This is a genomic window from Bacillus sp. RIT 809 (assembly GCF_016892495.1).
Classification (GTDB): domain Bacteria; phylum Bacillota; class Bacilli; order Bacillales; family Bacillaceae_G; genus Bacillus_A; species Bacillus_A cereus_U.
In genome coordinates this window covers 18,360-44,296 of record NZ_JAFEMR010000001.1, presented here as the reverse complement: position 1 = coordinate 44,296, position 25,937 = coordinate 18,360, and the positions used below count along the sequence as shown (strand labels likewise).

Here is a 25,937-nt window from a genome sequence, read left to right as displayed (position 1 = left end):
TGTTATAATATTCTCAATTGGAAAGTGCAATTTATGGGAGGATAGACTACAATGCCTGAACCGAATATGAAAATAAAAAGAATATGGGAAGATACCGATTTTTTTGAATTGAATTTTGGTTTTACTGGATTTTATGGCACTGCGAACATTAATATATATACCACCAATGAAGAACTTGAAGTTTTAAAAGAGGGAATAATCAAGCTTTCCACTTTTAAACTACATGAGTTTCAATGGGTTTCAGGTGAGGATATAGACAATGTAACTCATTTCTTATCTATGAGATTCTTCTTACATGACAAAAGAGGAATTGTAGGTATTGAGGTAGTAGCTGACAATAAGCAATCAAAACCTTATTGGATGCGTTCAAATCTGTTTATTCTTACGGAACTTAATCAAATTGATGATTTTATAAAAAAAATAGAGCAGTTAATTAGTGAGGAAATTACTGAGTTGGAAGGCATAATTCCAGTCGGATAGTGATAATTTTTTGTAGTTGAAGTTTTCCAAATAATAAGTTACATTTTTAAAGTTCAAGCAACTTTATGACATTACAAAAAGGGGAGAAATATTGTTATTATGCAAAAAATGAAATGGAAGAACTATGTATGTTATTTTGTAATTCTTATGCTTCTTGTAACAGCAGTAACAGTCAAACCAGCTATCTCTAAAGCTGAGGAATCTGATGTTAATATTACATTGTTGGGTACTGCAGATATTCATGGTAGATTTATGCCTTGGGATTATGCGCTTGATGGTGCAAATATGAGTGGAAGTTTAACGCAGCTTTATACGGTTATACAGAAGGTACGTCAAGAAAATCCAAATACCATATTAGTAGATGCCGGGGACACAATTCAAGGAAACTCAGTAGAATTATTCAATGATAAGCCACAATCGCCAATGATGGTAGCGATGAATGCAATGGGATATGATGCTTGGGCATTTGGAAATCATGAATTCAACTTTGGATTAGATACATTGAAAAAAGTTAGTGAGCAATATAAAGGAAAGACGTTAGCAGGAAATATTTACAAGGAAAATGGAGAGCGTTTTCTTCCTGCATATACGATTGTTGAAAGGGATGGAATTAAAGTCGGGATTATTGGCATGAATACACCAATGATTAGTGATTTTGAAAAAGGGACAGATCATTTGGATGGTTTAGTGGTGAAAAATCCAGTAGAAGAGACAAAAAAGGCAATTAAAGAATTAGAAGGTAAAGTAGATGTAATGGTAGGAGTTATGCATATGGGTCTCGAAAATGAGAATGGCATCCCTGGTACTGGGGTTCAAGATATTGCGAATGCTTGCCCGGAACTTAGCGCTATTTTTGCAGCTCATATGCATAAACTTGTAAAAAAAGAAGTTGTAAATGGCGTAATTATTACAGAACCAGATAAATATGGAACACATATCTCACGTATTGACCTTACTTTTACAAAGCAAGATGGAAAGCTGGTTTTAAAAGATAAAACTGCTACCGCTATACCTGTAAAAAATGCTGATGGAACAACAGTATTATCTGATCCTACACTTGAAGAAACACTAACACCTTTTCACGAGTATGCGAGAGGAGATGCAAATGTTGTAGTCGCTCAATTAAAGGGTAGGAACCTTGTTCCTGAAAATGAAATAAAGGGTATTCCAAGTGTGCAGATTCAAGAGACACCTTTATCAGATTTCTTTCATGAAGTCATGCTTTACTACAGCAAAGCAGATGTAGTAGCCCATCAAATTGATAATGATTATGCCCGTTTGGATATAGGTCCTATTAAGAAAAAAGATATTGCGTACAATTACCAATATGCCTTGGGAGAAATTACAGTATATAAGATAACTGGAAAAGATTTAAAAGACTATATGGAATGGGCAGCAGGATATTTTAACTCATCTCGTGCCGGAGATGTAACAGTTAGTTTTGATAAAAACCGCCGTGCTTCTAAATACAGTACGAACGATTTCTTTGGAGGCGTAAAATACGAAATTGATTTAACAAAACCATATGGAAGTAGAATTACAAATTTACGCTCTGTTCGTACAAATAAACCAATCAAAATGGGCGATGTTATGACGCTGGGAATGAATGCATATAGAATGGAGGCCCTTCAGGCAAAAGGGGGAGCTTTAGAGGGGCGTAAGTTTGAACAAATTTGGTCATCTAAACAAGAGAATGCATTCGGAGAAACAGGTGGAACCATTCGTAACCTTGCTATTACATATTTAAAAGAGGTAAAGAACGGTGTATACACGCCAAAAGTTATGCATAATTGGAAAATTACTGGTATAGATACACATTCTTCAGAGCATAAGGCTGTAGTTGATCTTGTAAATAAAGGGATTTTAGAAATTCCAAAAACAGAAGATGGAAAATATACAAATATAGCATCTATAAATACTAAAGATTCAATTACAAAAGAGGAGATTGTAGCACTCTCACAAAAAGCTAATATTAATCCGAATCAGTTTAATCATGTAAAAACAAAAGGTGAATTTTACAAAAAACTTAATAGGAGTATTAAAAAAATATAAGAAAAATTGTTCTCCAAAACATTACGCGAAGCTATCTAGGAAATGTCTAAACAGCCGGACATAAAGGGGGCTTTAATCGAAATTCCCATTTGAATTTTAGATTATCATTTACTAATTAAGATCTTCAACAAACGGGCGCGATCTTTTCCTCTTTTTTATCACTGTTGACACATGAAAAGATTTTCTCCACAGTGTGTAAAAAACCCTTACTTTTAAAAGTAAGGGTTTTTTACACATAAATTCTATTAAACCGATTTTAATAAAGAATAAATATTCGTGTCATATGGAATATCATCTTGATACATATAATTTTTTAGTAACCCTTCTTTTTCAAATCCTAATTTTAATAGCACTTTATTTGAAGCTTCATTTTCAAGAAAGACAATTGCCCCAATTCGTTTCAAATGAATTGTATGGAAGCCGTATGATATAACTTCAGATACCGCCTCAGTAGCATATCCTTTTCCCCAATGTTCAGGGAGAAAGGCATAACTTATATTGGCTCGTTTATGTTCAGAAGACCAATCGTGAAAACCAATTGTTCCAATGAGCCCTTTCTTGTTTTTTAATTCGATTCCCCATTTTATGCCGTTTCTTGCATTGTAACTCAACTTGAAATTATTAATAATTTGCTTTACTTGATCAACATTCTGTAATGGTTTTTGACCATAATAGCGCAGTACATCGGTGTTAGAAAAGCATTGTAGTATACTTGGTGCGTCTTTTTCGGTAAGTTCTCGCAAAATGAGTCGGTCGGTTTTTAATATAGGAAACATGCATTCACTCCTGTTCATATGAAACTAAAATGTATTTGTTATTATATAATTTAATCTGAAAATAAAGATTATTCAAGATGTAAGGGTCAGATTGTTTTGAAATAGATTACAGAATGTATTTTGAATAGAAATTGGGATGTGGAAGAATCAAAAGGCTTGTTAAAAATACTTTGTGGCATTAATACAAATCATATAAAGAAAAAAGGGATTCCATTTTCATTGGAATCCCTTTTTCATTAACCTACAAATGTTTGATACAGTAAGAAAATATTTAAAACGATAACGAGTGCAGCGATTATCCAAGCGATAAATGTTGTAATACGATGGTTAACTAATGCACCCATAATCTTTTTACTACTAGTAAACATAATAAGTGGTACTAATGCAAAGGCAATACCGAATGATAAGACAACTTGGCTCATAACGAGAGCGTAAGTTGGATTTACACCTAAAGCGATAATAACAAGCGGTGGAATCATTGTTATAAATCGGCGTAAGTATAACGGAATATGCATGCGAATGAATCCTTGCATGATAATATCACCGGACATTGTACCGACAGAAGAGCTAGATAATCCGGCTGATAAGAGTCCAATTCCAAATAAAGCAGCGGATACAGGACCGACTAAATTACTAAATTGATTGAAAGCAACATCAAGATCTTCAACATGTAGACCATTTTTAAAGAATAGTGCAGCAGCAACAATTAGCATACTTGCGTTAATAGCTCCAGCGATAACCATCGCAATAATAATGTCAATGAATTCGAAGCGGAAAATCTTTTTCTTTTGTTCATCATTTGTTCCGACTACGCGGCGCTGCGTTAAGGCTGAATGTAAATAAATTGCGTGCGGCATTACTGTCGCGCCTAAAATTCCAGCTGCTAATAAGATGCTATCCACACCTTGGAATTTTGGAGTAAATAGTCCTGAAAGAAGAGGGCTTAATTCCGGTTTTGCGTAAAAGACTTGGATACCAAAAGCGATAACAACGATAAAAATCATCCCTGTAATAATAGCTTCTAATGGACGAAAGCCTCTGCGTTGAAATTCAAGAATAATAAATGATCCAACCGCTGTAATTAAAGCAGCTGGTAACATCTGAATTCCAAATAGTAAGTATAAGCCGAGTGCTGCCCCGATAAATTCAGCTAAATCTGTAGCCATAATAACGAGTTCCCCTTGTATCCATAAACCGATGGAAACTGGTTTGGGGAAGTTTTCGCGAGCTACTTCAGGAAGGTTTCTTCCAGTAGCGATTCCTAATTTAGCTGATAAAGTTTGGATTAATACAGCCATTAAATTAGAAGCGAGTATTACCCAAAGTAATAAATACCCATATTGGGATCCAGCAGCAATATTCGTTGCAAAATTCCCAGGATCAATATAAGCAACTGATGCGATAAAAGCAGGGCCTAAGAATGGTAACAGTCTTTTAAATCCTTTTGTTTGTCCACTTAACGCTAAATGAGCGGATTGAACTGTTGTACTTTGAGAAGGGACTTGTTCATCTTTTGATATATTTTTATTCATAGTAGTGTTCACCTTATTCTTACTCATTATTTCAATACATTTAGATATGTTATGTGATGATTTTATTTGAACATAAAAGTTTCCTTAATGCAAATTATATGACTGTGTGCAATGAATGGTGTGACGATGCAAAAACATTTTGGGAGTTTATGGTTGTTGAATAAGGGAGAAGATAATAAATTATAGGGTTGTTTTTGAAATTTATGTGAACATACAGCCTATATTACAGCATATTAATTGATGGAAATGGAATTGTATGATATATAATATATTGGGATTACAACCTAACCGTAGTGTTTTGTTCTGTAATCTTGTTTTTATTTCTGTTAACTTATAGAAAAAATTGTAAATAGAAGAAAATAGGCTAAGTACAATTTTGTATATATTTTCTTATTATATATGTTTTGATATGAACGTTAACTTATACATGATTTTAAAATTTAGATAGGTGGTAGAACTACATTGGCAACTACAAAACCATATAGAGTATTACTATATTACATGTACACAACAATTGAAAATCCAGAAGAATTTGCTGAACAGCATTTAGAATTTTGTAAATCACTTGAGTTAAAAGGAAGAATTCTTGTAGCGACAGAAGGAATTAATGGAACTTGTTCTGGAACTGTTGAGCAAACAGAGAAATACATGGAAGTAATGAACAATGATCCACGTTTTGCTGGAATCGTTTTTAAAATTGATGAGGCGGATGAGCATGCATTTAAGAAAATGCACGTACGTCCTCGCCCAGAGTTAGTTACACTTCGCTTGGAAGACGACATTAACCCAAAAGAAATGACTGGGAAATATTTAGAACCAACAGAATTCTATGAGGCAATGAAACAAGAAAATACAGTTATCATTGATGCACGAAATGATTATGAGTTTGATTTAGGACACTTTAAAGGTGCGATCAAACCAGATATTGAATCATTCCGTGAATTACCAGATTGGATTAGAGAAAACAAAGAAACACTTGAAGGTAAAAAGATTTTAACGTACTGTACAGGTGGAATTCGCTGTGAGAAATTCTCTGGTTGGTTAGTTCGAGAAGGCCATGAAGATGTAAGTCAGCTTCACGGCGGAATTGTAACGTACGGAAAAGACCCAGAGGTACAGGGTGAACTTTGGGATGGTCAATGTTACGTATTTGATGAGCGTATCGCTGTACCAGTAAACCAAAAAGAACATGTTATCGTTGGTAAAGATCATTTTACAGGTGAACCTTGTGAGCGCTATGTAAACTGTGCAAATCCAGAATGTAACAAGAAAATTTTATGTTCTGAAGAAAGTGAAGCAAAACATTTACGTGCATGTTCTCATGAATGTCGTGTACACCCACGTAATCGTTATATCGTGCAACACGAATTAACAGAAGAGCAAGTAGCTGCTACATTAGAAAAAATCGAAGCAGGGAAGTAAGCAGAATTAGCTAAATAAAAAAACAGATGGTAGCATCGTGCTGCCATCTGTTTTTTTATTTACTTTGTATCTTCTTTCTCTTTAACAGCAGATAATACAGTTTGTTTTACCCATGCTTTTCTTCTTCTATGCTGTATAGCCCATTGGTATAAACCTTGTGCACCTAAAATGAGGGAAATGACTATACCGCTAATCGCTATTAAAAGAGCAAAATATTCAAGGGGTGAAGATATATGATTTGAATCAGTGTTTTTTAAAAGGTCAATCATCGTAAACCCTAACATTTGGCCCACCACAGAGTAGAGGGTTAAAATTAATAATAAAAGACTATCTTTTTTAGAGGCGACATTCTCTTGATATTTAAACAAACTATCAAGATTTTGCTTGGCATTCGTATATAGTATTTCAATGTTAAAAAGTTTTCTTAAGCGGAAGAAAATATCTTCACTTTGTGATTGAGATACTAATTCTAAAGAAAAATAGTTAGCTGTAAACGAATTGATAGAGTAAATTAACTTCTCTATCTCATTTGTATCTTGTTCAATATTTAGTTCAGCATAGGCGTTTGCCATCTTTAATAAAACAACTTTATGAAATAAATTTAATAATAAAGCGTAATAAAACTCCCCGTACATTTGACTAGCAAGTTTAGTGACTGCTTGTTCACCTTCATTTGTAATACATGTAAAAATATGTTCTTCCATAATAAAGTAACGGTTAGGAGCCCATCTTTGATAAGAATGTTTTGTTAAATAATCGTGAATATAAGGAACATTATTTGCACTAATATATGGCTTACCATCATCTGATAATCCGGAAAGACTGGAAGCTCGATATACATCAACTACATGAAGGTCTGACTCTTTGTTTATGGATAATAAAGTTTGTACATACATTCGTTGATCTTCAAAGAATGGAAATGTTTGAAAGTAAGAACTCCGCAATCTCTTTTTCTCAAAGAAGTCTGTTAAGCCATGAAATAAATCGCCGAATATAAGTTTTTCTACTTGTGAATATTTTTTTTCATCACATTCAATACAAATAGTCTCAGTTGTATCATTTCTAGTTTCAAGTACACGGAATCGAGAAGCGAATTCGATTGCTTCTGATAATGTCATGTTTGGAGCGGTTTTGACTTCTGTTCGAATTGTTAAGAAGCCAAGCTCATAAGGACAAAGTGTTACATCAATAGAATGTATCTTGAATGGAACGGAAATAAGATTTGTTGTTAAATGTCCATTTAAATTAAGGTCTTTAGAATAGCGCTGTAATCCTTTTTGATGTTCTGAATGAGGAAAGAGAATTTTATTTGTAAATGAAAGATAATATGCTTCCATATTTCGATGTGAAACTTGAAACTTCCCGTAATATGTATTTTCATCTTCAAGATGATCGAGTCGAAAAGGACGGAAATTATTTTTTTGTAAGAAAGGGAACATATTTTGTTCATATCCAGTTTTAAACGAAAACGGGAATATAAATTGAAATATAGCTGTTGTTACATCTTTTTCTTCGATTGTTTGTATTGCCTCCATCTACATTGTGTCCTTTCCATATAAGCTATAGAAACAACATGCCCAATTTTCCTATTAAATAACCTCTCGTTTTCACTAGTTTAAGAATGAAAATTCAGCTTATTTAATAGGAGACATGTATAATATTATGTATACTAAAACTAGTGTGATTGTTTTATGAAAAGGGGGATGTAGTATGCGCATTTTAGTATTAGGAGCTGGTGGCGTCGGCGGATTTTTTGGTGGCCGATTAGTAGAAAAGGGAGAAGATGTTACATTTCTCGTTCGCAGCAAAAGAAAACAGCAATTAGAGGAAAAAGGACTTGTTATTCGTAGTGTTAATGGAGATTTTTCCTTTCAACCGAAACTGATAACGAAAGAAGATAGAACCGCTCCGTTTGATGTAATATTATTCTCAACAAAAGCGTATCACCTAAACGAGGCAATAACAGATTTGAAATCATTTGTAGGTGAAAATACAGTCATAATTCCATTGTTAAATGGTATCTCTCATTTATCACTATTACAAAAGGAATTCGGTGAAGAAAAAGTAATGGGCGGTTTATGCTTTATTGAGACGACGTTAAACGATCAAGGAGAAATTGTACAAACTAGTGCTGCAAACAGACTTGTATTTGGGGAAATTAAACCTCAAGATTCAGAGAGAATAAAGCGTATTTCTAAAGCATTTGCAGATACGAAAGCTAGTTTTGTTTTAAGTGAAAATATTACGCAAGATATGTGGCATAAATATTTATTTATCACTGTAATGTCAGGTGTGACAACATTAATGCGTGCACCAATAGGACCGATTCGTGAGAGTGAAGGTGGACGTGATTTTATCCGAAACTTATTTGAGGAATCTGTGCAAATTATGAGGGCATTGGGGGCTCCGGTTAAAGATAATATTATTGAGGACCATATGAAAACGATTGATAAAATTTCTTATGATATGAAGTCATCTATGCAGCGTGATATGGAAAAAGGCTCACTCATCGAAGGGGAACATTTACAAGGATACTTACTGTATGTAGCAGAACAATTTTCTATAGAAGCACCTTCATTAGGTGCTGTATATCAAAATTTGAAAGTGTATGAGGAAACGACCTTTAATAAATCCATAATATAATTAGATGTATGAAATAATAAAAAAGATAGCAATATATAAGTGTATTGCTATCTTTTTTATTTGAGTATGACAAATTATTTGTTTCTTTTAATTCTTTCTGTCAAATTTATTTCCTGTTCGCGTTTACCATATAACTGATTAATTTCAGTTGCTACTGCATCTAAATATGAGTCAGAAAAAAGCGGTTTCTTCTTTTTAGACATACGGGTCTCCTTTAAGGTTTTTTAGTATTCATTATGTATATTTATCGGCGGATTATGCGCAATCATTTAAAATTTTTTATTTTTAAAAATTTTTGTTTACATTTTAAAAATAAAGGAGTATTATAATCCACAGTTTCAATTTTCTAAATCGCTTAAACCGCATGGTGCGGGGGACCCGTTTTAATGAATTAGTGCATAATTCAATGGGGTGAATCCTTGAAAAAGGTAGGGCTACTCAAAGGCCCGAATCCGACAGCTAACCTCGTAAGCGTTATATTGAGAAGGAAGGTGGAGCTTGTGCGACAAAAAATATAATGTCTACAAGTCTATTTCTTGACGGCTTGTAGACATTTTTTGTTTTCTAAAAAAGTTTATGGGCTGAAACAAGCAGAAAAGTTCGTACAAAATTATTGGAGAGTGGACAGCAGTGGTTTCATCTATTAAAAGATTTTTAATTGGAAGACCGTTAAAATCAACTGAGTTAGGGGAGCAAAAGCTCAATAAAACGAAGGCGCTAGCAATTTTGTCTTCTGACGCATTGTCATCGGTTGCATATGGTCCAGAACAAATATTAATTGCTTTAGCAGGACTTGGAGCAATAGCTTATTGGTATTCCATTCCGATAGCTGTTGGGGTATTAGTATTATTGACAGCTCTTATTTTATCTTATCGTCAAATTATTTTTGCTTACCCTCATGGTGGGGGCGCATATGTTGTATCAAAAGAAAACTTAGGGATGAATCCAGGCTTAATAGCTGGTGGATCTTTATTAGTCGATTATATTTTAACTGTTGCAGTAAGTGTATCTGCAGGTACAGATGCGCTCACATCTGCTTTTCCTAGCTTACATGCACATAATGTAATCATTGCGATTATATTTGTCATATTGATTACTATCTTAAATTTAAGGGGCGTAACGGAATCAGCTTCTGTTTTAGCATATCCGGTTTATTTATTCGTTTTAGCATTATTTATATTAATTGGTGTAGGAATATATAATATTTTAACTGGGCACGTTTCACCTACTTTACATGCGCCAATTGGAACACCAGTTGCGGGAATTAGTTTGTTTTTACTGTTAAGAGCATTCGCATCAGGTAGTTCTGCATTAACAGGTGTTGAAGCAATTTCTAATGCAATTCCAAACTTTAAAGATCCTGCCCCAAACAATGCAGCAAAAACATTGCTTGCGATGGGGGCGTTACTTGCTGTTTTATTCACAGGAATTGTCTTTTTAGCATATTATTACGGAGTTACACCGAGTAAGGAAGTAACAGTCGTATCTCAAATAGCTGAACAAACATTTGGACGTAATTTCATGTACTATTTCATACAAGGTACAACAGCTTTAATATTAATTCTTGCTGCTAACACAGGTTATTCTGCATTTCCGTTATTAGCAGTTAATCTTGCAAAAGATAAGTTTATACCGAGAATGTTTACAATTAGAGGAGACCGCCTAGGTTATTCAAACGGTATTATTATACTTGGGATTTCTTCGATTATTTTAATTGTAGCTTTTCAGGGGAAAACAGAACACTTGATTCCGCTATATGCAGTAGGGGTATTTATTCCGTTTACACTTTCTCAAACTGGAATGGTACTAAAATGGCTTCGTGAAAAGCCTGAAGGATGGATTTTACGTTTAACGATTAATTTAATTGGTGCAGTTATTAGTTTTATCGTAATGAGTATGTTCTTTTTAACTAAGTTCGCACAAGTTTGGTCAATCCTTATTTTCTTACCTTTCATTATCTTCTTGTTCCATCGAATTAAGAAGCATTATGATGCAGTGGGCGATCAATTAAGTTTAAAAACTTGTGAACGGATTGTTCCGATTGAGGGGAATGTAATTGTCGTTCCTGTAGCTGGTATGACTCATGTAGTAGAAAATTCACTGAACTATGCTAAAGCTCTTTCTGCAGATCAAGTTATCGCTGTGTATGTTGCTTTTGACAGAGAAGAGGAAAAGAAATTTGAAGAGAAATGGGAGAAGTGGCAACCTGAAGTAAGGCTTGTTACATTACATTCTCATTATAGAAGTATTATTCAGCCGCTAACAAAATTTATTGATACAGTACAATATAAGGCGAGTGAATCAAATTACCGAGTTACGGTCGTTATACCACAGTTTATTCCGAAAAAAGGTTGGCATAACATTCTTCATAATCAGTCTAGTTTACTCATTCGTGCGTATTTACTCTATAAAAGAAATGTTGTTATTACGACAGTACCGTATCATTTGAAAAAGTAAGGAAATTTTTTAAGGATAACTTCACGAAAGTGAAGTTATCCTTTTTTGTGCATATACTATGCATAATTGCATACGGGTTCAAAAGATATATTAATATAACATTATCAGTTATGAGTAAGCAGTGTTTTTTGTTGTGATATATGGATATTTTAATTGAGAAAGTTAATCGGATTTTATTTTGGAATAAAGACATGAGTTCTTGAAAATAAAGGGAATGAAAATACTTCTTTACGATGGATTAATAGCTGTGTTTAAATGACCTTACAGTACAAAACTTACATGAAAACAAAACGAAATTTCATACTTTCGTACGTTAATTAGTTTAAAATGAATAATATTTTTATGTAATATATTCACTGTATGAATGTGGAAATTGCGATAAAATAGAACACTTATACAATATTATTCATACTAAGCACATATGAAAAGTTATGGAATGTTTTATAACAATAAGTAAGTACTGTAGCAATAAAATTTGAGAGAGGTGGTTAGTACATGAATCACGGTGAGAACGTTCTCGGTTTTTAACCATCTCAAATAATGTGCAAGAAAATAGAATAATAAAATGCGATAGTAATAGTTGCTAATACATAGGAGGAGTTAAAGTGAAAAAGACTTTAATTACAGGGTTATTGGTTACAGCAGTATCTACGAGTTGCTTCGTTCCTGTAAGCGCTTACGCTAAGGAGGGGCAAACAGAAGTGAAAACAGTATATGCGCAAAATGTAATTGCTCCAAATACATTATCCAATTCAATTAGGATGCTAGGATCACAGTCACCGCTTATACAAGCATACGGATTAGTTATTTTGCAACAGCCAGACATTAAGGTAAATGCGATGAGTAGTTTGACGAATCATCAAAAATTTGCAAAGGCGAATGTACGAGAGTGGATTGATGAGTATAATCCGAAGCTAATCGACTTAAATCAAGAGATGATGAGATATAGTACTAGATTTAATAGCTATTATAGTAAGCTCTATGAACTTGCAGGAAAAGTAAATGAAGATGAACAGGCAAAAGCAGATTTCACAAGCGCATATGGAAAATTACAATTGCAAGTACAAAGCATCCAAGAGAGTATGGAGCAAGATTTATTAGAGTTAAATCGATTTAAATCGGTATTAGACAAAGATAGTAACAACTTATCAATTAAAGCTGATGAGGCAATAAAAACACTTCAAGGATCAAGTGGAGATATTGTGAAATTAAGAGAAGATATTAAAAGAATTCAAGGGGAAATTCAAGCTGAACTAACTATTATTTTGAATAGACCTCAAGAAATTATTAAAGGTTCTATTAATATCGGTAAACAAGTATTTACAATCACAAATCAAACTGCACAAACGAAAACAATCGATTTTGTTTCTATTGGTACTTTAAGTAATGAAATTGTAAATGCTGCAGATAGTCAAACGAGGGAAGCAGCTCTGCGTATTCAGCAAAAGCAAAAAGAGCTATTACCACTTATTCAAAAGTTATCACAAACTGAATCAGAGGCGACTCAAATTACATTCGTTGAAGATCAAGTAAGTAGCTTTACAGAACTAATTGATCGCCAAATCGCAACTTTAGAAACGTTATTAACAGATTGGAAAGTTTTAAATAATAATATGATCCAAATTCAAACAAATATTGAAGAAGGCACGTATACAGACAATAGTTTACTTCAAAAACATTTCAATCAACTCAAAAAAGTAAGTGATGAAATGAATAAGCAAACGAATCAATTTGAAGATTACGTTACAAACATTGAAGTACATTAAACAGAAAAATAAGTAACGATATAGGGAGAGAAGAGAAATGACGAAAAAACCTTATAAAGTAATGGCTCTATCAGCACTTATGGCAGTATTTGCAGCAGGGAACATTATGCCGGCTCATACTTATGCAGCTGAAAGTACAGTGAAACAAGCTCCAGTTCATGCGGTAGCAAAAGCTTATAATGACTATGAAGAATATTCATTAGGACCAGAAGGCCTGAAAGATGCAATGGAAAGAACAGGTTCAAACGCTTTAGTAATGGATCTGTACGCTTTAACAATTATTAAACAAGGTAATGTTAACTTTGGTAATGTATCGTCAGTTGATGCAGCATTAAAAGGAAAAGTGATTCAGCATCAAGATACAGCTAGAGGAAATGCGAAACAATGGTTAGATGTAATGAAGCCACAGCTTATTTCAACGAATCAAAATATCATTAACTACAATACGAAGTTCCAAAACTATTATGATACTTTAGTTGCCGCGGTAGATACAAAGGATAAAGCAACTCTTACGAAAGGTCTAACTAGATTATCAAGTAGTATTAATGAAAATAAAGCGCAAGTAGATCAGTTAGTAGAAGACTTGAAGAAATTCCGAAATAAAATGACTACAGATACTCAAAATTTCAAGGGAGATGCAAATCAAATTACATCTATCTTAGCTAGTCAAGATGCTGGAATTCCGCTTCTGCAAAATCAAATTACAACGTATAATGAAGCAATTAGTAAATATAATGCAATTATTATCGGCTCATCTGTTGCGACAGCTTTAGGACCAATTGCAATTATCGGTGGTGCAGTTGTTATTGCTACGGGAGCAGGAACGCCGTTAGGAATCGCACTAATTGCAGGTGGTGCAGCAGCTGTAGGTGGTGGAACAGCTGGAATCGTATTAGCGAAGAAAGAGCTTGATAATGCACAAGCTGAAATTCAAAAAATAACTGGACAAGTTACAACTGCCCAATTAGAAGTGGCGGGACTAACGAACATTAAAACGCAAACTGAGTATTTAACAAATACAATTGACACTGCAATTACAGCGTTGCAAAACATTTCAAATCAATGGTACACAATGGGATCAAAATACAATTCTTTACTTCAAAATGTAGATTCTATTAGTCCAAACGATCTTGTTTTCATTAAAGAAGATTTAAACATTGCGAAAGATAGCTGGAAAAACATTAAAGACTATGCAGAAAAGATTTATGCTGAGGATATTAAAGTAGTAGATACGAAAAAAGCATAATAACAATTAAACTGTTATAGCATTACGTATAGATAAAATATTTATCAAATAATAGAGAGCTCCTGTTCAGTAGTGAGCAGGAGCTTTTTTTACCTCTAACGTTTCATATCCTCATAAAAAGAATAGGTGATAAGTATGCGTAATAATTTCTATAAAAAATGTCTTTTAACGATAATGATTGCTGGAGTCGCAACGAGTAATGCGTTTCCTTTACATCCTCTTGCAGCAGAACAAAACGTAAAAACATTACAAGAAAATGCGAAAAACTATTCTCTCGGACCAGCAGGGTTCCAAGATGTAATGGCGCAAACGACATCGAGCATATTCGCAATGGATTCATATGCAAAATTAATTCAAAATCAGCAAGAGACTGATTTGAGTAAAATAAGTTCAATTAATGGTGAGTTTAAAGGGAATATGGTTCAGCATCAAAGAGATGCAAAAATTAACGCGGCTTATTGGTTAAATAATATGAAACCTCAAATTATGAAAACGGATCAAAATATTATTGATTATAATAATACTTTTCAAACGTACTATAATGACATGCTATTAGCTATCGATCAAAAAGATAGTGGTAAATTAAAAGCGGATTTAGAAAAGTTGTATGCGGATATTTTAAAGAATCAAAATGAGGTAGATGTATTATTAGGAGATTTAAAAGCTTTTCGCGATAGAATGGCGAAAGATACAAATAGTTTTAAAGAGGATACAAATCAATTAACCTCGATTTTGGCGAGTACGAATGCTGGTATTCCAGCTCTAGAGCAACAAATAAATACATATAATGATTCAATCAAAAAGAGTAATGATATGGTCATTGCTGGTGGTGTACTTTGCGTAGCGCTAATAACATGTCTTGCTGGCGGGCCGATGATTGCAATTGCGAAAAAAGATATTGCAAATGCCGAAAGAGAAATAGCCAATTTAAAGGATAGAATTTCAGGAGCGCAAGCAGAAGTGGCAATTTTAACAGATGTGAAAAATAAAACAACAAATATGACAGAGACGATTGATGCAGCAATTACGGCACTGCAAAATATATCAAATCAATGGTATACGGTAGGTGCGAAATATAATAATTTACTACAAAACGTAAAAGGAATCAGTCCAGAAGAATTTACGTTTATAAAAGAAGATTTAAATACGGCGAAAGATAGCTGGAAGGATGTAAAGGATTATACAGAAAAATTACATGAAGGTGTGACGAAATAAACAGTGGACTAGTTCTGCTGTTTATTTTTTCATCCCGTTTTTTGTGGAGAGCCGAGCATGTAATTTTACCCATAAGTTTGCCGTGTGTTTTATCAATGTAGCTTTGGGATAATGTTTGGTCAAATTGATACTAATAACCTCGATAAACTCCTGATCACGCTTTTTATATTTAATGTTTTAAGGGAAAAAGCTATACTATAAGCAAAACTAAAAATTGGAAAGGAAATACTAAAACATGGAAAATTATTTATTATTTATCCTTACAGCAATCCTAATCATAATAATGCCTGGTCCCGGTTTTGCCTTAGTTACAAAAAACACTATCTCGCATGGTAGAAATGGTGGGATAAGGACCGTCTTAGGAACGGTATCTGGAATGATGATTCATACAATAATGGCTACACTAGGACTCTCTGCTATCCTAATGAAATTTGCTATGCTATTTACATTAATAAAATATGCTGGGGCTTTTTATTTAATTTACTTAGCTGTAAAGTCAATTAAAAGTGCCTTTTCTAAAAAAGAAGATATGTCAGGTTCAGTGGAAATGAACTCTAAGGATATTGGTACGATTAAAAGTTTTAGACAAGGATTTACCACGGCAATCTTAAATCCGAAAACGGCTGTATTTTTCCTAAGTTTTCTACCCCAATTTATTGTGAGCAATCAAAGTCATCTCTTCCAATTTCTGTTGTTAGGACTCACATTTACGACTTTGACAGCAATATGGTATTTACTTTATATCTCACTAATACGTCAATTAAGAACTTTTTTACGAAAAGAAAAAGTGAACCGTACAATAGAGGGGATTACTGGTACAGTATTATTAGCATTTGGAGTTAGGTTATTTTTCCAAAAATAAATATGTATATGAAAAGAGAAATAATCAATGGTGGTTATTTCTCTTATTTACTTATTCTAAAACTACCATTATAGATTTCTAGAGGTGAGATGATTTTTTGTTGGGTATTTATGTTACTATCACTGTAAAAATTGTGAAGAAATGTACTTAAACTAACGGGGCAGGATAGTTGAATAAGAATAAAAATATTTTTAAAAGTTAAATTTATTGAATATCATAAAATATTTATAATTAAACTTTTTTCTAAATCAACACTCGATGGCGATGTGGTGTTACCTCAAATATAATTATTTTATTTGAAGGTCTCATTTTAATTTTTTCAAATCTTTTCATAGGTTGATATACAAAGACGTGTAGTGATAAACCTATAACTGCAGTAATGTTTAAAATAATACTTATAATCATTAAAGACCATTCTATAACTGGAGAAAAATATCCGTTCGTACTTAATGTAGAAGAACTTACATCTAGTATCAAAATAAATTAGTAAAGGTAAGTTTTTAACCAATTTGAATCCCACTTTTAAGGGTAATATCTTTATATTATTATATCGCAAAATAAATTATATAATTAATTATAAGATAGTTATCTATGAGAATTTAACTTGTTTTTTCGTTTTGGGGTGTTAAAAAATTCTTAAGTTGATGGGTATGGGATAGCACAACATGCCTATGAACTTAAGAACAGAAACTTACGCTTGAACATAATATCAAATTTAGATGAGCAAAGCTATTTCAAGTGAATAGAATCAACTATTTAAGAATACATAAAATATATACATACAAGCTTAGTCTGATCACTACATCATTAGTGAAAGTAGGATTCTATAGATTTTGGAGGAAGAGATATGCAAAAAAAGGTTCTCCTGTTTACAGATTTGGGGATTGATGATGCGTTTGCTATACTGTACACCTTTTTTCGTAAAGACATTCAACTTGTAGGAATTGTAGCCGATTATGGAAATGTATCCAGAGAAAATGTAATAAGAAATATTAACTATTTGAAGTACATTGCGGGAAGAGAAGAGATACCTGTATTCCTTGGTGCTTCTGTACCGTTGACAGGTATATTGATTCAGTATTTCCCTGAGGTACATGGAAAAGTCGGATTAGGACCTATCATTCCTCCTGAAATTTCATATCCAGTTTATCCTTTAAATGATATTTATCAAATTATAGAATCAAATTTAGAAGATCTTACAATTATCAATTTAGGAAGACTTTCTTCGCTAGCTACGACTTTTGTGTTGAATTTAGAAACAATGAGAAACGTAAGAGAATGCATTTGCATGGGTGGAGCTTTTTTCTATCCAGGTAACGTAACTGCTGTGGCTGAAGCTAACTTTTACTCAGACCCTTATGCAGCAAACTTAATTCTGCAGCATGCAAAGAACTTGACAATTATTCCTTTAAATGTGACTCAACATGCGATTGTTACACCCGAAATGGTCCAGCAAATTGATGCATTTCATCGGAATACACAGGACCTTGCAGGACTCATCATCAAACCTATGTTAGACTATTATTATAAATTTTACTCCAAGTCTAATCCTGGTATAAGTGGAAGCCCTATGCATGATTTTGTAACAGTGTGGTATTTGCTGAATCAAGAGGCTGTTGGCCTTTCAAGAGTACCCGTTAAAGTAATTCCTGATCAAGGAGAAGGATTTGGTCAAAGTATTGCAGACTTTCGTTTTGCTACTAATCCAGGCTATAAAACGCATAATGTAGCTTTTCAGCTTGATTATGAAAGATTCAAGAAGGATATTATGGAAACGTTTTTAAAGAAGAGAGTGTAACAGACTTTATTAACTTCAGATAATAGGGATTATGTGAATGAAATGCCACTTCACTTAACGTACAGGAATTCGGCTTTTTTAGGTTAAAATTCGCTTAGCATATAAAACTTCCAAGATGTTGGCTGTATCCCATCACTATCAAGCTAACAAAACAAAATCCCCCTAAAATGAAAAAATCCGCTGACTTCTCAAAGTAATTAACTGTAGTGAAAGAAAATTTTTATTTTGGGGGGCACATTAAAACTTTAGCTTGATGGCCATGGGGTCTCGCCACATCGCTATCAAGCTAAGCTTATGCAAAGTCAATTTTAGGCGAGATTGTTTCTTTTTTCTAAAGGGCAAGTGTAGGTGATTGAAAGATTTGCATACGAAATAAACCCTAACGGGTTTCACTTTTTTGAATTAAGCGGCTTGATTATCAGACAGGGTACAATTGTAAACGACACCTAATATATCAAAGACCGTTTTTTTCTCATATCGATGAGATTTCCGCCCGTTTTGCTGTAGGAGATTGAACAGGCGAAGTAACACCTTTGATAGCTCTTGGGTGTTTTTTTGTATAGTTTGGAATAGAAGAAGAAAATAGTCTTTAATCATATATATGGCTTTATACTCACTAAGCTCTCGTTTTTTCTTCATGAGGAGCAATTGGCGCATTTGAAACATGATAGAAGAACAGAGTAGAATGGCAATCAATTGACCATATAAATGGCACTCCAATCGTTCTGGTTTTATCTTTTTACAATGATGAATTTGAAAGAATGACTTCCACGTTTTAAATAAAATTTCGATTTGCCAACGCAAAGAATACCAGTCATGTACCTGTCCCATCGGGACAATATCTGTAGGGGTGTTTGTCATATATACATTGATACCACTGAGTCGTTTACTACGAGGAGAATACTTCATTCCTTTCTTTTTTTCTCTTACAGCTTGATCTTGTAATCGTTTTTGTTGCTGTTGTTTTGTTAATCGATGAACAATTACACGAGCTGGCACTTTATCAATCATACCTACATAAGCATCAGCTATTTCACATGTTTGTCCTGGTTGAAGAGAGTTCATTACCGTCTCCATATCTACCTGTATATACTCTGTACCTCTCTTAATTCTTCCATCTTGAAAATAATCAGGGTTAGGATTTTTTTGATAAATACGTGTATTCGACTTGATACGAGAGATATAGTAGGCCTCTTTATCTTGTATATATTGAAGGTCTTTTAAATGAAAATAACCTAAATCTCGGATACATAAATCATTTGCCGTCACAGTTGGGGCACACAGAGAGCCGTAAGTGCGATCATGTTGTTTACCTGGACCTGTATGAATATGTAGGAACATACTCAAGTTGAATTTTTATCCCAGCTGTATGGCTGCATCCTCCTGCACCTGGATAAACCGATGAAAATACATCCGGGAGTTGAAATGCAGTTGAATCTAAAATACGAATACGCTTGAAAACAGAAGTGTATGGAGAAGAAATCGGCATAGATGCGGCCAATTTTTTGCTTAGTAGTTCGGCTAGTAGGTATTGTAAAAGTTGGACGGCCGCCTTATTAAACCGTTGATTCAGTCCCTCAGGACTGATGAGTACTTCTGTTGATGCTTCCAAACAGCTAGATAATTGAGTTAAAGAAGTTGTAGCGATATTTTGGCTCATCCATACACATAAAGCGACTAAATCTTTTGCTTGGTATTTACTGGTTCGCTGTACAAAACCAACATCTCTAGCAAGATCCCGTAAGGTATTTGGAGATAAAAAACTTTGAATCTCCTGAGCAAATAGGTGTAACTCGTTAGATACAGAAATAGACATAAAAAACGCCATCCTTTCCTACGATTCTATAGAAAGAATAGCGTATTTTTTCATTTAAAGTATTATATTATGATGACATTTTATTCAACCGTTCCTGAGATTGAATATTGGTTCTAACAAACAGTCCAGTGTATAAGAGGAATGTCCCCATTATTGCAATGATACCAATGTAAACGGACATCATCGTAGGAACCAAAAATGCACCAATGATAATAGTCATTCTTGCAGTTAGATCCGCACCAATATATGCTAGACCTGCAAAAGCTGAATACGATCCTCTTTTATCAGCCGGAATCATATTAGCTTGTTCTGCATTTCTGATTGGGGAGTAGACAAGTTCACCAACAGTGGCAATAAAATTAAAAATAATCAGTACGTACCAAGTGTTTGCAGATGTTACTGTCACATAGCCTACACCATATAGCACAAGACCTAAAAGTAACGCTTTTTTTCCACTTAGACGATCTGTAAATTTATTTACAATAAACGTTAAACATACTACTAAAAGCATATTTTGTATGTTAAGAATACTTAGCATCCTCACTCCTACTATTTCAAAGTTCCCAATGCTTATTGGATTGAATGTTTCTGAAAGTCGTACACCAATATAACTGTTTAAAGAAAACTCTGCCGCAAATATGAAGGTAGACCCTATTACAACTCTTAAAAATGCTCTATCTTGAATAGCAACTTTATAGTTTTGAATTAGATCAAGTACTATATTTCCATTCCTTTTTTCTAAGTACTCTTTAACTTCTGCAACTAGCCAAATTTTATAAGCAATTGGTAATGTAGCAGAAACAAAAGTCAGTAATATAAACAACTCTTTTTGGTGATTAATGTATAAAAAACCACCTAATGCTGCACCAATTGCCATAGAAAGATTCATAAGCCAATAGTCAATTGTATAAACAGCCTTTCGATTTTCTGGTGTAGTTGAGTCTATGATAATAGCTTGCATGGATGGGCGCCCAAGACTGCTAGATATTATAAAACCTACATAAGCAATTGCAAATAACCAAATCATCTTATCTGTAGGATATAAGCTTAAAGTCATGAATAAAAACATCAAAGTACTAGAAAAAGAAGTTAACAATAAGATTTTCTTTCGTTGAAAGCGATCTGAAATGTAACCTCCAATTAAATTTGAAAAAAAACTCAAAATAACCGTTAAGATTAAAAATAACCCGGCCCATACTTTATTTATTTCTTGAGCAAAAAACAATGCCATGAAAGGCATTACTGCTGATGTAACAGCACGATTAAAAAACGATGTAATTAAGCGTACTTTTATATTTTGCTCAAAGTCTTTCCAATTCATCGTATCTCCTCCTTTTGTCTAATGTTATATTAAACTAGACTTATCAAACTAAAAATGGACATATCCAGAAAAACATGTCCACTTATAAAAGGAGATAGGAAAATGGATAAAAATTTACTGAATCTATGGCAATCATTTTCTTCAGGAAATATAAAAATACAAGACCTAGCAGATTTTTTTAATTTAAGTACAAAGCAAACAGTACGTTACTTACATAAATGGATGGATGAAGATTGGCTGACTTTCACTTCTGGAAAAGGCAGAGGAAATTCCTCCTCTCTTCAATGGTTGAAAAATATAGAACAAATCTATGAGTCACAAGTAATGGAAATTATGGATCAACAGCCTGTTGAAAAAAGCAGTAAATATTTACTATATAATTGGTCTCCAAACAGTAAACTACGCTTGATGACTAAGTTTCATTCAAAATTTGGCTATATACATAATTCGGATGATAAATTAATTATTCCTAGAAGAAAGCCCTTTTTAACAACACACCCGCTCGAGGCTGCCGATGTACATAGTGCACATATTGTCGCGAACGTTTTCAATCGACTTGTTTATATGGATGAAAAGGGGAACATATTCCCTGAAATAGCTCACAGTTGGGATTTAACTCAATCTAAGCTTAGACTATATTTAAAAAAGTCTATAAAATTTCATGATGGATCCATCTTAACAGCGGCTGACGTGAAACTATGTCTCTCAAAACTACGTAGTCATAAATACTATAAAGACTTATGGGCACCCATAGAAAAAATAGAGATTGTATCACCATTAATTATTGATATACATTATCCAGATAGTTGTAGTTATTGTTTACAAATGTTATGCATGATAAATACAAGCATTTATAAAGAAAATAACGGCCAAATCATAGGAACCGGTGGTTTTTATATAGGAGAGAATAACCAGGAGAAAACATCATTGATAGCATTTCATGATTATTTTCAAGAAAGACCTTTGCTAGATACAGTAGAATTCATTCAGGTCCCTCTAGAATTTGATACTATTTATCAATCTTCCAAACACCATAAAAGTAATTCTACCTTTCAAGTAGAAAGGAATTCAGGTTTCGGTGTTATAATTATGAATGCTTGGCGTAATTCGTCAATTCAACACATAGATGTTCGTAATTACTTACATTCTATTATCGCTAACAATATGAATCATATTCATGAATATGATTCTCAAAAAATCCCAAATATTAAAAGCTGTTTGAAAGACATAGATCATCAAGTCAATATTTCAAAAAGAAAACGTCCCGAATTTAAAGAACCACTTATTATAAAAGCTACTCAGTATACAGAAGCGACAACAAAATGGTTAATGAATATCTTAGAAAAAGAAAATATACCTTTTCAAGTTAAATGGGTTCCATTTGAAAACTATCTTAGGGATGAAAAACTTAATGAACAAGTCGATCTCTTTATTCATGGTGAAGTATTCGAGATGAATCAAGAGATATCATTTTATTATTTTTTAACAGCTAGATATTCACCATTGGCTAAGGTTTTAAAAACAAATAAATCACTAAAAAAACACCTTTCTAAATACAAACATACACATTTTGAGGAGTGGGCTTCATTAAATAAGAATCTTGAAAAAGAACTGATAGAATCCTCTATTATGATTCCCTTATACTATGATACACGTCAAATTCCTTTTTCATCAGATTTAACGAATATTAAGATGAAATATTTTGGATATGTGGATTTTTCTCAACTTTGGATAAGACCTTTAATTTAAAATTCACAGGAAACCTAATTCACTTGTAATAATTATCACCCTATTTAATTTCCCTGATGCCAAAGGTAAATTTTTTAGGAGTACGCATACATCGCTATCAGGTCAACTAAACTGGTATCTTAGAGTCATCAACTTAAACAATAACTAACACTATCTCCATGTTGTCAATATTTTGAAGGACTCACAAAACAAAATTATTATCTCTCCACAGTTATCTATGAGAAGTTAGCTCGTTTTTTCGTTTTTGGGAACCATCAATTTCTAAGCTTGATGACGATGTGGCGAGACTCCTTAATATAACACCAATTATCAGTAGTCGTATCTAGAAACCTAAAAAAGTCCCTTTAGATCTTCTAAAGGGACTTTTCACTCATATAATCCTATCTATAGTTAAACAAATAAGATTGAATAAATTTAATTTTTCTTGTTTTATCTAATAAATTGTTTAGGCATTTCTTTAACGTGCTTATCATCATCACGCCAATCATAGGTTTCTTTCTGTGAAATATCTAAAGTTTGATCTCCAATTCTAACAATATTCTTATTTACCCATTCAATATATGGATCCGTATCTGGATAGTTCCAATATATATTTTTTTCTGAATCTGTATCAAGGTTAACTAATTCACCCCTAACAGCATCCGCACTTAATGATCCTGCATTATGAAAATAAGTCTTAATGAGATATTTTCCATCTGGAGATTTCACTGTTCGAATTAATTCACCTTTTGGAACACCTTGCAAACTAAAAAATTCCCAATATCCAAATCCAATTATAATTACTAACATAGTAAGTATAGTTATTAATACTTTTCTTTTTGTTTTTTTAATTTCACCTTTTGTATTTATAATACTCACTCATTCATTCAACTCCAGTCCATAGAATGTAAACCATATTATACCATTAAATAAATGGTATAATATATCAAAAAATAAAAATCCTACCTTAATAGTTTTTATAAAAAGGGCATATTTCACATAATTCTCGTTATCAGTAGTTAATAATGAATAGAATTTTCATTCTGGGGGGTACTTTAAAATTTTAGCTTGATGGGTATGGGGTCTCGCCAGCAAAATGTGAATTTCGCACGCTAAGGAATTTCTATGTTAAAAAACTTGGTTTTACCGTACGTTAAGGAAGTTCCATAAACAATATTTAATGTTTGTTATTGAAGGGTTTTGTTATCGTTACTACAGAAAGAACAAAAAGAATGAATTGAATATGAATCGATTTATCTCGCTATTTGCGGGCAGTAAGACTCCCACCTCAAAATTTGGGGAATGCGGGGGATTTAGGTGGGAGATCAACTGCCCGTAAAAGCCCGATTGGTGAGGGCTAATAATCAGTGGGGGATGGACACCCCCCCACTGATTAAAGTTTCACTTTATCTGCTTCAAGATCATCTGTATTGAGTTTATGAAGCTACACAATAAAGTTTTATTGTATATACTAAGTGCAGTAGAAGTTTAGGTGGATAAAATTCGGTAGTCGAAATTTCTTGCATAAAGCTGTATAATGCTTGTAACGAAAGGGAAATACAGGAAAGGGTTTGTAATAAGTTACTATGGAAAAAGATAAACAACAGTTAAGCGTTGAAGTTGCAAGATTATATTATCAATCAGATTATAGTCAGCAAGAAATTGCTAACAAATTAAATATTTCAAGACCGACGATCTCTAGATTATTAAAGTACGCAAAAGAAAAAGGATTTGTTCAAATTAGCATAGCCGATCCGTTTGCTGATTTAGATAACGTTGGGAATTTACTTAAAGAAAAGTACAACCTGTTAGAAGCGCATGTCGTATTTTCTCCAGTACCAGAATATGCAACGATTACGGAGTATATTAGTAAGTATGCTGCTGAGTATATGGAAAAGACAGTGAAAACTGGTGATATCGTTGGTGTAAGCTGGGGAATGACGATGTATGAAATCGCTAGAAAAATCGTGCCGCAACATGTGAAAGGTGTAGAGGTTGTCCAATTAAAAGGTGGCATTAGTCACTCAAGTGTAAATACATATGCGAATGAGACGATTGCTTTATTTGCAGATGCTTTTCAAACGACGCCAAGAAATCTACCCCTTCCAGTTATATTTGATAATGCAGTGACAAAAGAATTAGTGGAGCAAGATAGACATATTCATCACATTATCGAAATGGGAAAACAAGCGAATATTGCAGTTTTCACTGTTGGAACAGTGCGAGACGAAGCGCTATTATTCCGATTAGGATATTTCGATAAGGATGAAACGAACATTTTGAAAAAACAATCGGTCGGTGACATTTGTTCACGTTTCTTTGATGGAGACGGAAATATTAGTAGCGAAGAAATTAATAAGCGTACAATTGGAATTGAGTTAGAGGAACTTAAATTAAAGAAACGTTCTATTTTAGTTGCAGGTGGTAATAGAAAAGTAAAAGCAATTGATGGTGCGTTACGTGGCGGGTATGCAAATGTATTAATTATCGATCAGCATACGGCGAAAGAATTGTTACATTATCAAAAAGATTAGAAATAAAAGGCTTTCTCAAAATATTAATTTTGAGAAAGCCTTTTATTTTGTTATGTATAAATGATAGGAGTCCTTCTTGGAACACAAACTTCCTTTTTAAAAATAATTATGGATATTGAGATACATACTACCAGTGTTAACATAAAAGTTTTGATTTCAACTTGTGATGTATATGAATTGTTTCACAGCTAGAATGCACCGTATCTACTACAAGAAATTCCCTTTTGTAAAAGAGTGAACAAAATTTCAAAAGTGTATTTACATTTGTTCAACTAAGAGTTAGAATGAA

The 25,937-nt window shown here is 33.3% G+C and carries 18 protein-coding genes, 2 pseudogenes and 1 riboswitch; of the genes and pseudogenes, 12 read left to right on the top strand and 8 right to left on the bottom strand.

Translation table 11 applies throughout. The annotated features are described in order from the left end of the window. The first annotated feature begins 51 nt into the window (after positions 1 to 51). Positions 52 to 480: a hypothetical protein gene (locus JTF23_RS00190; protein ID WP_204207832.1), complete on the top strand. Its 429-nt coding sequence runs from the start codon at positions 52 to 54 to the stop codon at positions 478 to 480. A gap of 99 nt (positions 481 to 579) precedes the next feature. Further along, on the top strand, positions 580 to 2,532 hold the full coding sequence (locus JTF23_RS00185; protein ID WP_204207831.1) for a bifunctional metallophosphatase/5'-nucleotidase: 1,953 nt from the start codon (positions 580 to 582) through the stop codon (positions 2,530 to 2,532). A gap of 245 nt (positions 2,533 to 2,777) precedes the next feature. Here the strand turns inward: JTF23_RS00185 and JTF23_RS00180 are convergent, their stop codons facing one another. Continuing rightward, positions 2,778 to 3,308, bottom strand: coding sequence for a GNAT family N-acetyltransferase (locus JTF23_RS00180; RefSeq protein WP_204207830.1), 531 nt, complete (start codon positions 3,306 to 3,308; stop codon positions 2,778 to 2,780). Between the two features lie 236 nt (positions 3,309 to 3,544). Beyond that, positions 3,545 to 4,840: an Nramp family divalent metal transporter gene (locus tag JTF23_RS00175; protein ID WP_204207829.1), complete on the bottom strand. Its 1,296-nt coding sequence runs from the start codon at positions 4,838 to 4,840 to the stop codon at positions 3,545 to 3,547. Positions 4,841 to 5,302: 462 nt separating this feature from the next. Here JTF23_RS00175 and trhO point away from each other — a divergent pair, with 462 nt between their 5' ends. Further along, on the top strand, positions 5,303 to 6,262 hold the full coding sequence (gene trhO, locus JTF23_RS00170; protein ID WP_002158338.1) for an oxygen-dependent tRNA uridine(34) hydroxylase TrhO: 960 nt from the start codon (positions 5,303 to 5,305) through the stop codon (positions 6,260 to 6,262). Positions 6,263 to 6,321: 59 nt separating this feature from the next. Here the strand turns inward: trhO and JTF23_RS00165 are convergent, their stop codons facing one another. Then, the gene (locus JTF23_RS00165) at positions 6,322 to 7,797 is read right to left on the bottom strand and encodes a hypothetical protein (protein WP_204207828.1); all 1,476 of its coding nucleotides are present in this window, start codon (positions 7,795 to 7,797) and stop codon (positions 6,322 to 6,324) included. 175 nt (positions 7,798 to 7,972) lie between these two features. On the opposite strand from JTF23_RS00165, the gene panE reads away from it, so the two are divergent. Then, the gene (gene panE / locus JTF23_RS00160; protein ID WP_204207827.1) at positions 7,973 to 8,905 is read left to right on the top strand and encodes a 2-dehydropantoate 2-reductase; all 933 of its coding nucleotides are present in this window, start codon (positions 7,973 to 7,975) and stop codon (positions 8,903 to 8,905) included. A 74-nt stretch (positions 8,906 to 8,979) separates the two neighbouring features. Here panE and JTF23_RS28070 read toward each other — a convergent pair whose 3' ends face one another. Beyond that, a complete protein-coding gene (locus JTF23_RS28070; RefSeq protein ID WP_286674613.1) occupies positions 8,980 to 9,108 on the bottom strand; it encodes a hypothetical protein in 129 nt (42 codons plus the stop codon). A gap of 139 nt (positions 9,109 to 9,247) precedes the next feature. Continuing rightward, positions 9,248 to 9,394, top strand: a riboswitch (cyclic di-AMP (ydaO/yuaA leader). A 141-nt stretch (positions 9,395 to 9,535) separates the two neighbouring features. Here JTF23_RS28070 and JTF23_RS00155 point away from each other — a divergent pair. The 5 genes from JTF23_RS00155 to JTF23_RS00135 all read left to right on the top strand — a co-directional run bounded on the left by JTF23_RS00155 (position 9,536) and on the right by JTF23_RS00135 (position 16,451). Further along, positions 9,536 to 11,362 (top strand): APC family permease, encoded by a 1,827-nt coding sequence (locus JTF23_RS00155; RefSeq protein ID WP_204207826.1) that lies wholly within the window; start codon positions 9,536 to 9,538, stop codon positions 11,360 to 11,362. 605 nt (positions 11,363 to 11,967) lie between these two features. Next, a complete protein-coding gene (gene nheA, locus JTF23_RS00150; RefSeq protein WP_204207825.1) occupies positions 11,968 to 13,128 on the top strand; it encodes a non-hemolytic enterotoxin NHE subunit A in 1,161 nt (386 codons plus the stop codon). A gap of 37 nt (positions 13,129 to 13,165) precedes the next feature. Further along, complete coding sequence (gene nheB / locus JTF23_RS00145; protein ID WP_002200902.1) at positions 13,166 to 14,374, top strand: non-hemolytic enterotoxin NHE subunit B; 1,209 nt, start codon at positions 13,166 to 13,168, stop codon at positions 14,372 to 14,374. A gap of 135 nt (positions 14,375 to 14,509) precedes the next feature. Next, entirely contained in the window at positions 14,510 to 15,589 is a 1,080-nt protein-coding gene (gene nheC, locus JTF23_RS00140; RefSeq protein ID WP_204207824.1) for a non-hemolytic enterotoxin subunit C, read from the top strand. A gap of 235 nt (positions 15,590 to 15,824) precedes the next feature. Then, a complete protein-coding gene (locus JTF23_RS00135; protein ID WP_002202409.1) occupies positions 15,825 to 16,451 on the top strand; it encodes a LysE family translocator in 627 nt (208 codons plus the stop codon). Between the two features lie 243 nt (positions 16,452 to 16,694). Here the strand turns inward: JTF23_RS00135 and JTF23_RS00130 are convergent. Further along, positions 16,695 to 16,959: pseudogene (locus JTF23_RS00130) on the bottom strand (hypothetical protein). A gap of 339 nt (positions 16,960 to 17,298) precedes the next feature. On the opposite strand from JTF23_RS00130, the gene JTF23_RS00125 reads away from it, so the two are divergent. Next, positions 17,299 to 18,249 (top strand): nucleoside hydrolase, encoded by a 951-nt coding sequence (locus JTF23_RS00125; RefSeq protein WP_204207823.1) that lies wholly within the window; start codon positions 17,299 to 17,301, stop codon positions 18,247 to 18,249. A 402-nt stretch (positions 18,250 to 18,651) separates the two neighbouring features. Here JTF23_RS00125 and JTF23_RS00120 read toward each other — a convergent pair. Continuing rightward, a pseudogene (locus JTF23_RS00120) lies at positions 18,652 to 20,065 on the bottom strand (IS4 family transposase). Positions 20,066 to 20,132: 67 nt separating this feature from the next. Then, on the bottom strand, positions 20,133 to 21,386 hold the full coding sequence (locus JTF23_RS00115; protein ID WP_002166653.1) for an MDR family MFS transporter: 1,254 nt from the start codon (positions 21,384 to 21,386) through the stop codon (positions 20,133 to 20,135). 102 nt (positions 21,387 to 21,488) lie between these two features. Here JTF23_RS00115 and JTF23_RS00110 point away from each other — a divergent pair, with 102 nt between their 5' ends. Then, positions 21,489 to 23,135, top strand: a complete 1,647-nt coding sequence (locus JTF23_RS00110) for an ABC transporter substrate-binding protein (protein ID WP_002166652.1) — start codon at positions 21,489 to 21,491, stop codon at positions 23,133 to 23,135. 429 nt (positions 23,136 to 23,564) lie between these two features. Here JTF23_RS00110 and JTF23_RS00105 read toward each other — a convergent pair whose 3' ends face one another. Beyond that, entirely contained in the window at positions 23,565 to 23,993 is a 429-nt protein-coding gene (locus tag JTF23_RS00105; RefSeq protein WP_002166651.1) for a DUF5412 domain-containing protein, read from the bottom strand. 707 nt (positions 23,994 to 24,700) lie between these two features. Between JTF23_RS00105 and JTF23_RS00100 the strand changes: the two genes are divergently transcribed. Then, the gene (locus JTF23_RS00100) at positions 24,701 to 25,648 is read left to right on the top strand and encodes a DNA-binding transcriptional repressor DeoR (RefSeq protein ID WP_204207822.1); all 948 of its coding nucleotides are present in this window, start codon (positions 24,701 to 24,703) and stop codon (positions 25,646 to 25,648) included. The last annotated feature ends 289 nt before the right edge of the window (positions 25,649 to 25,937 follow it).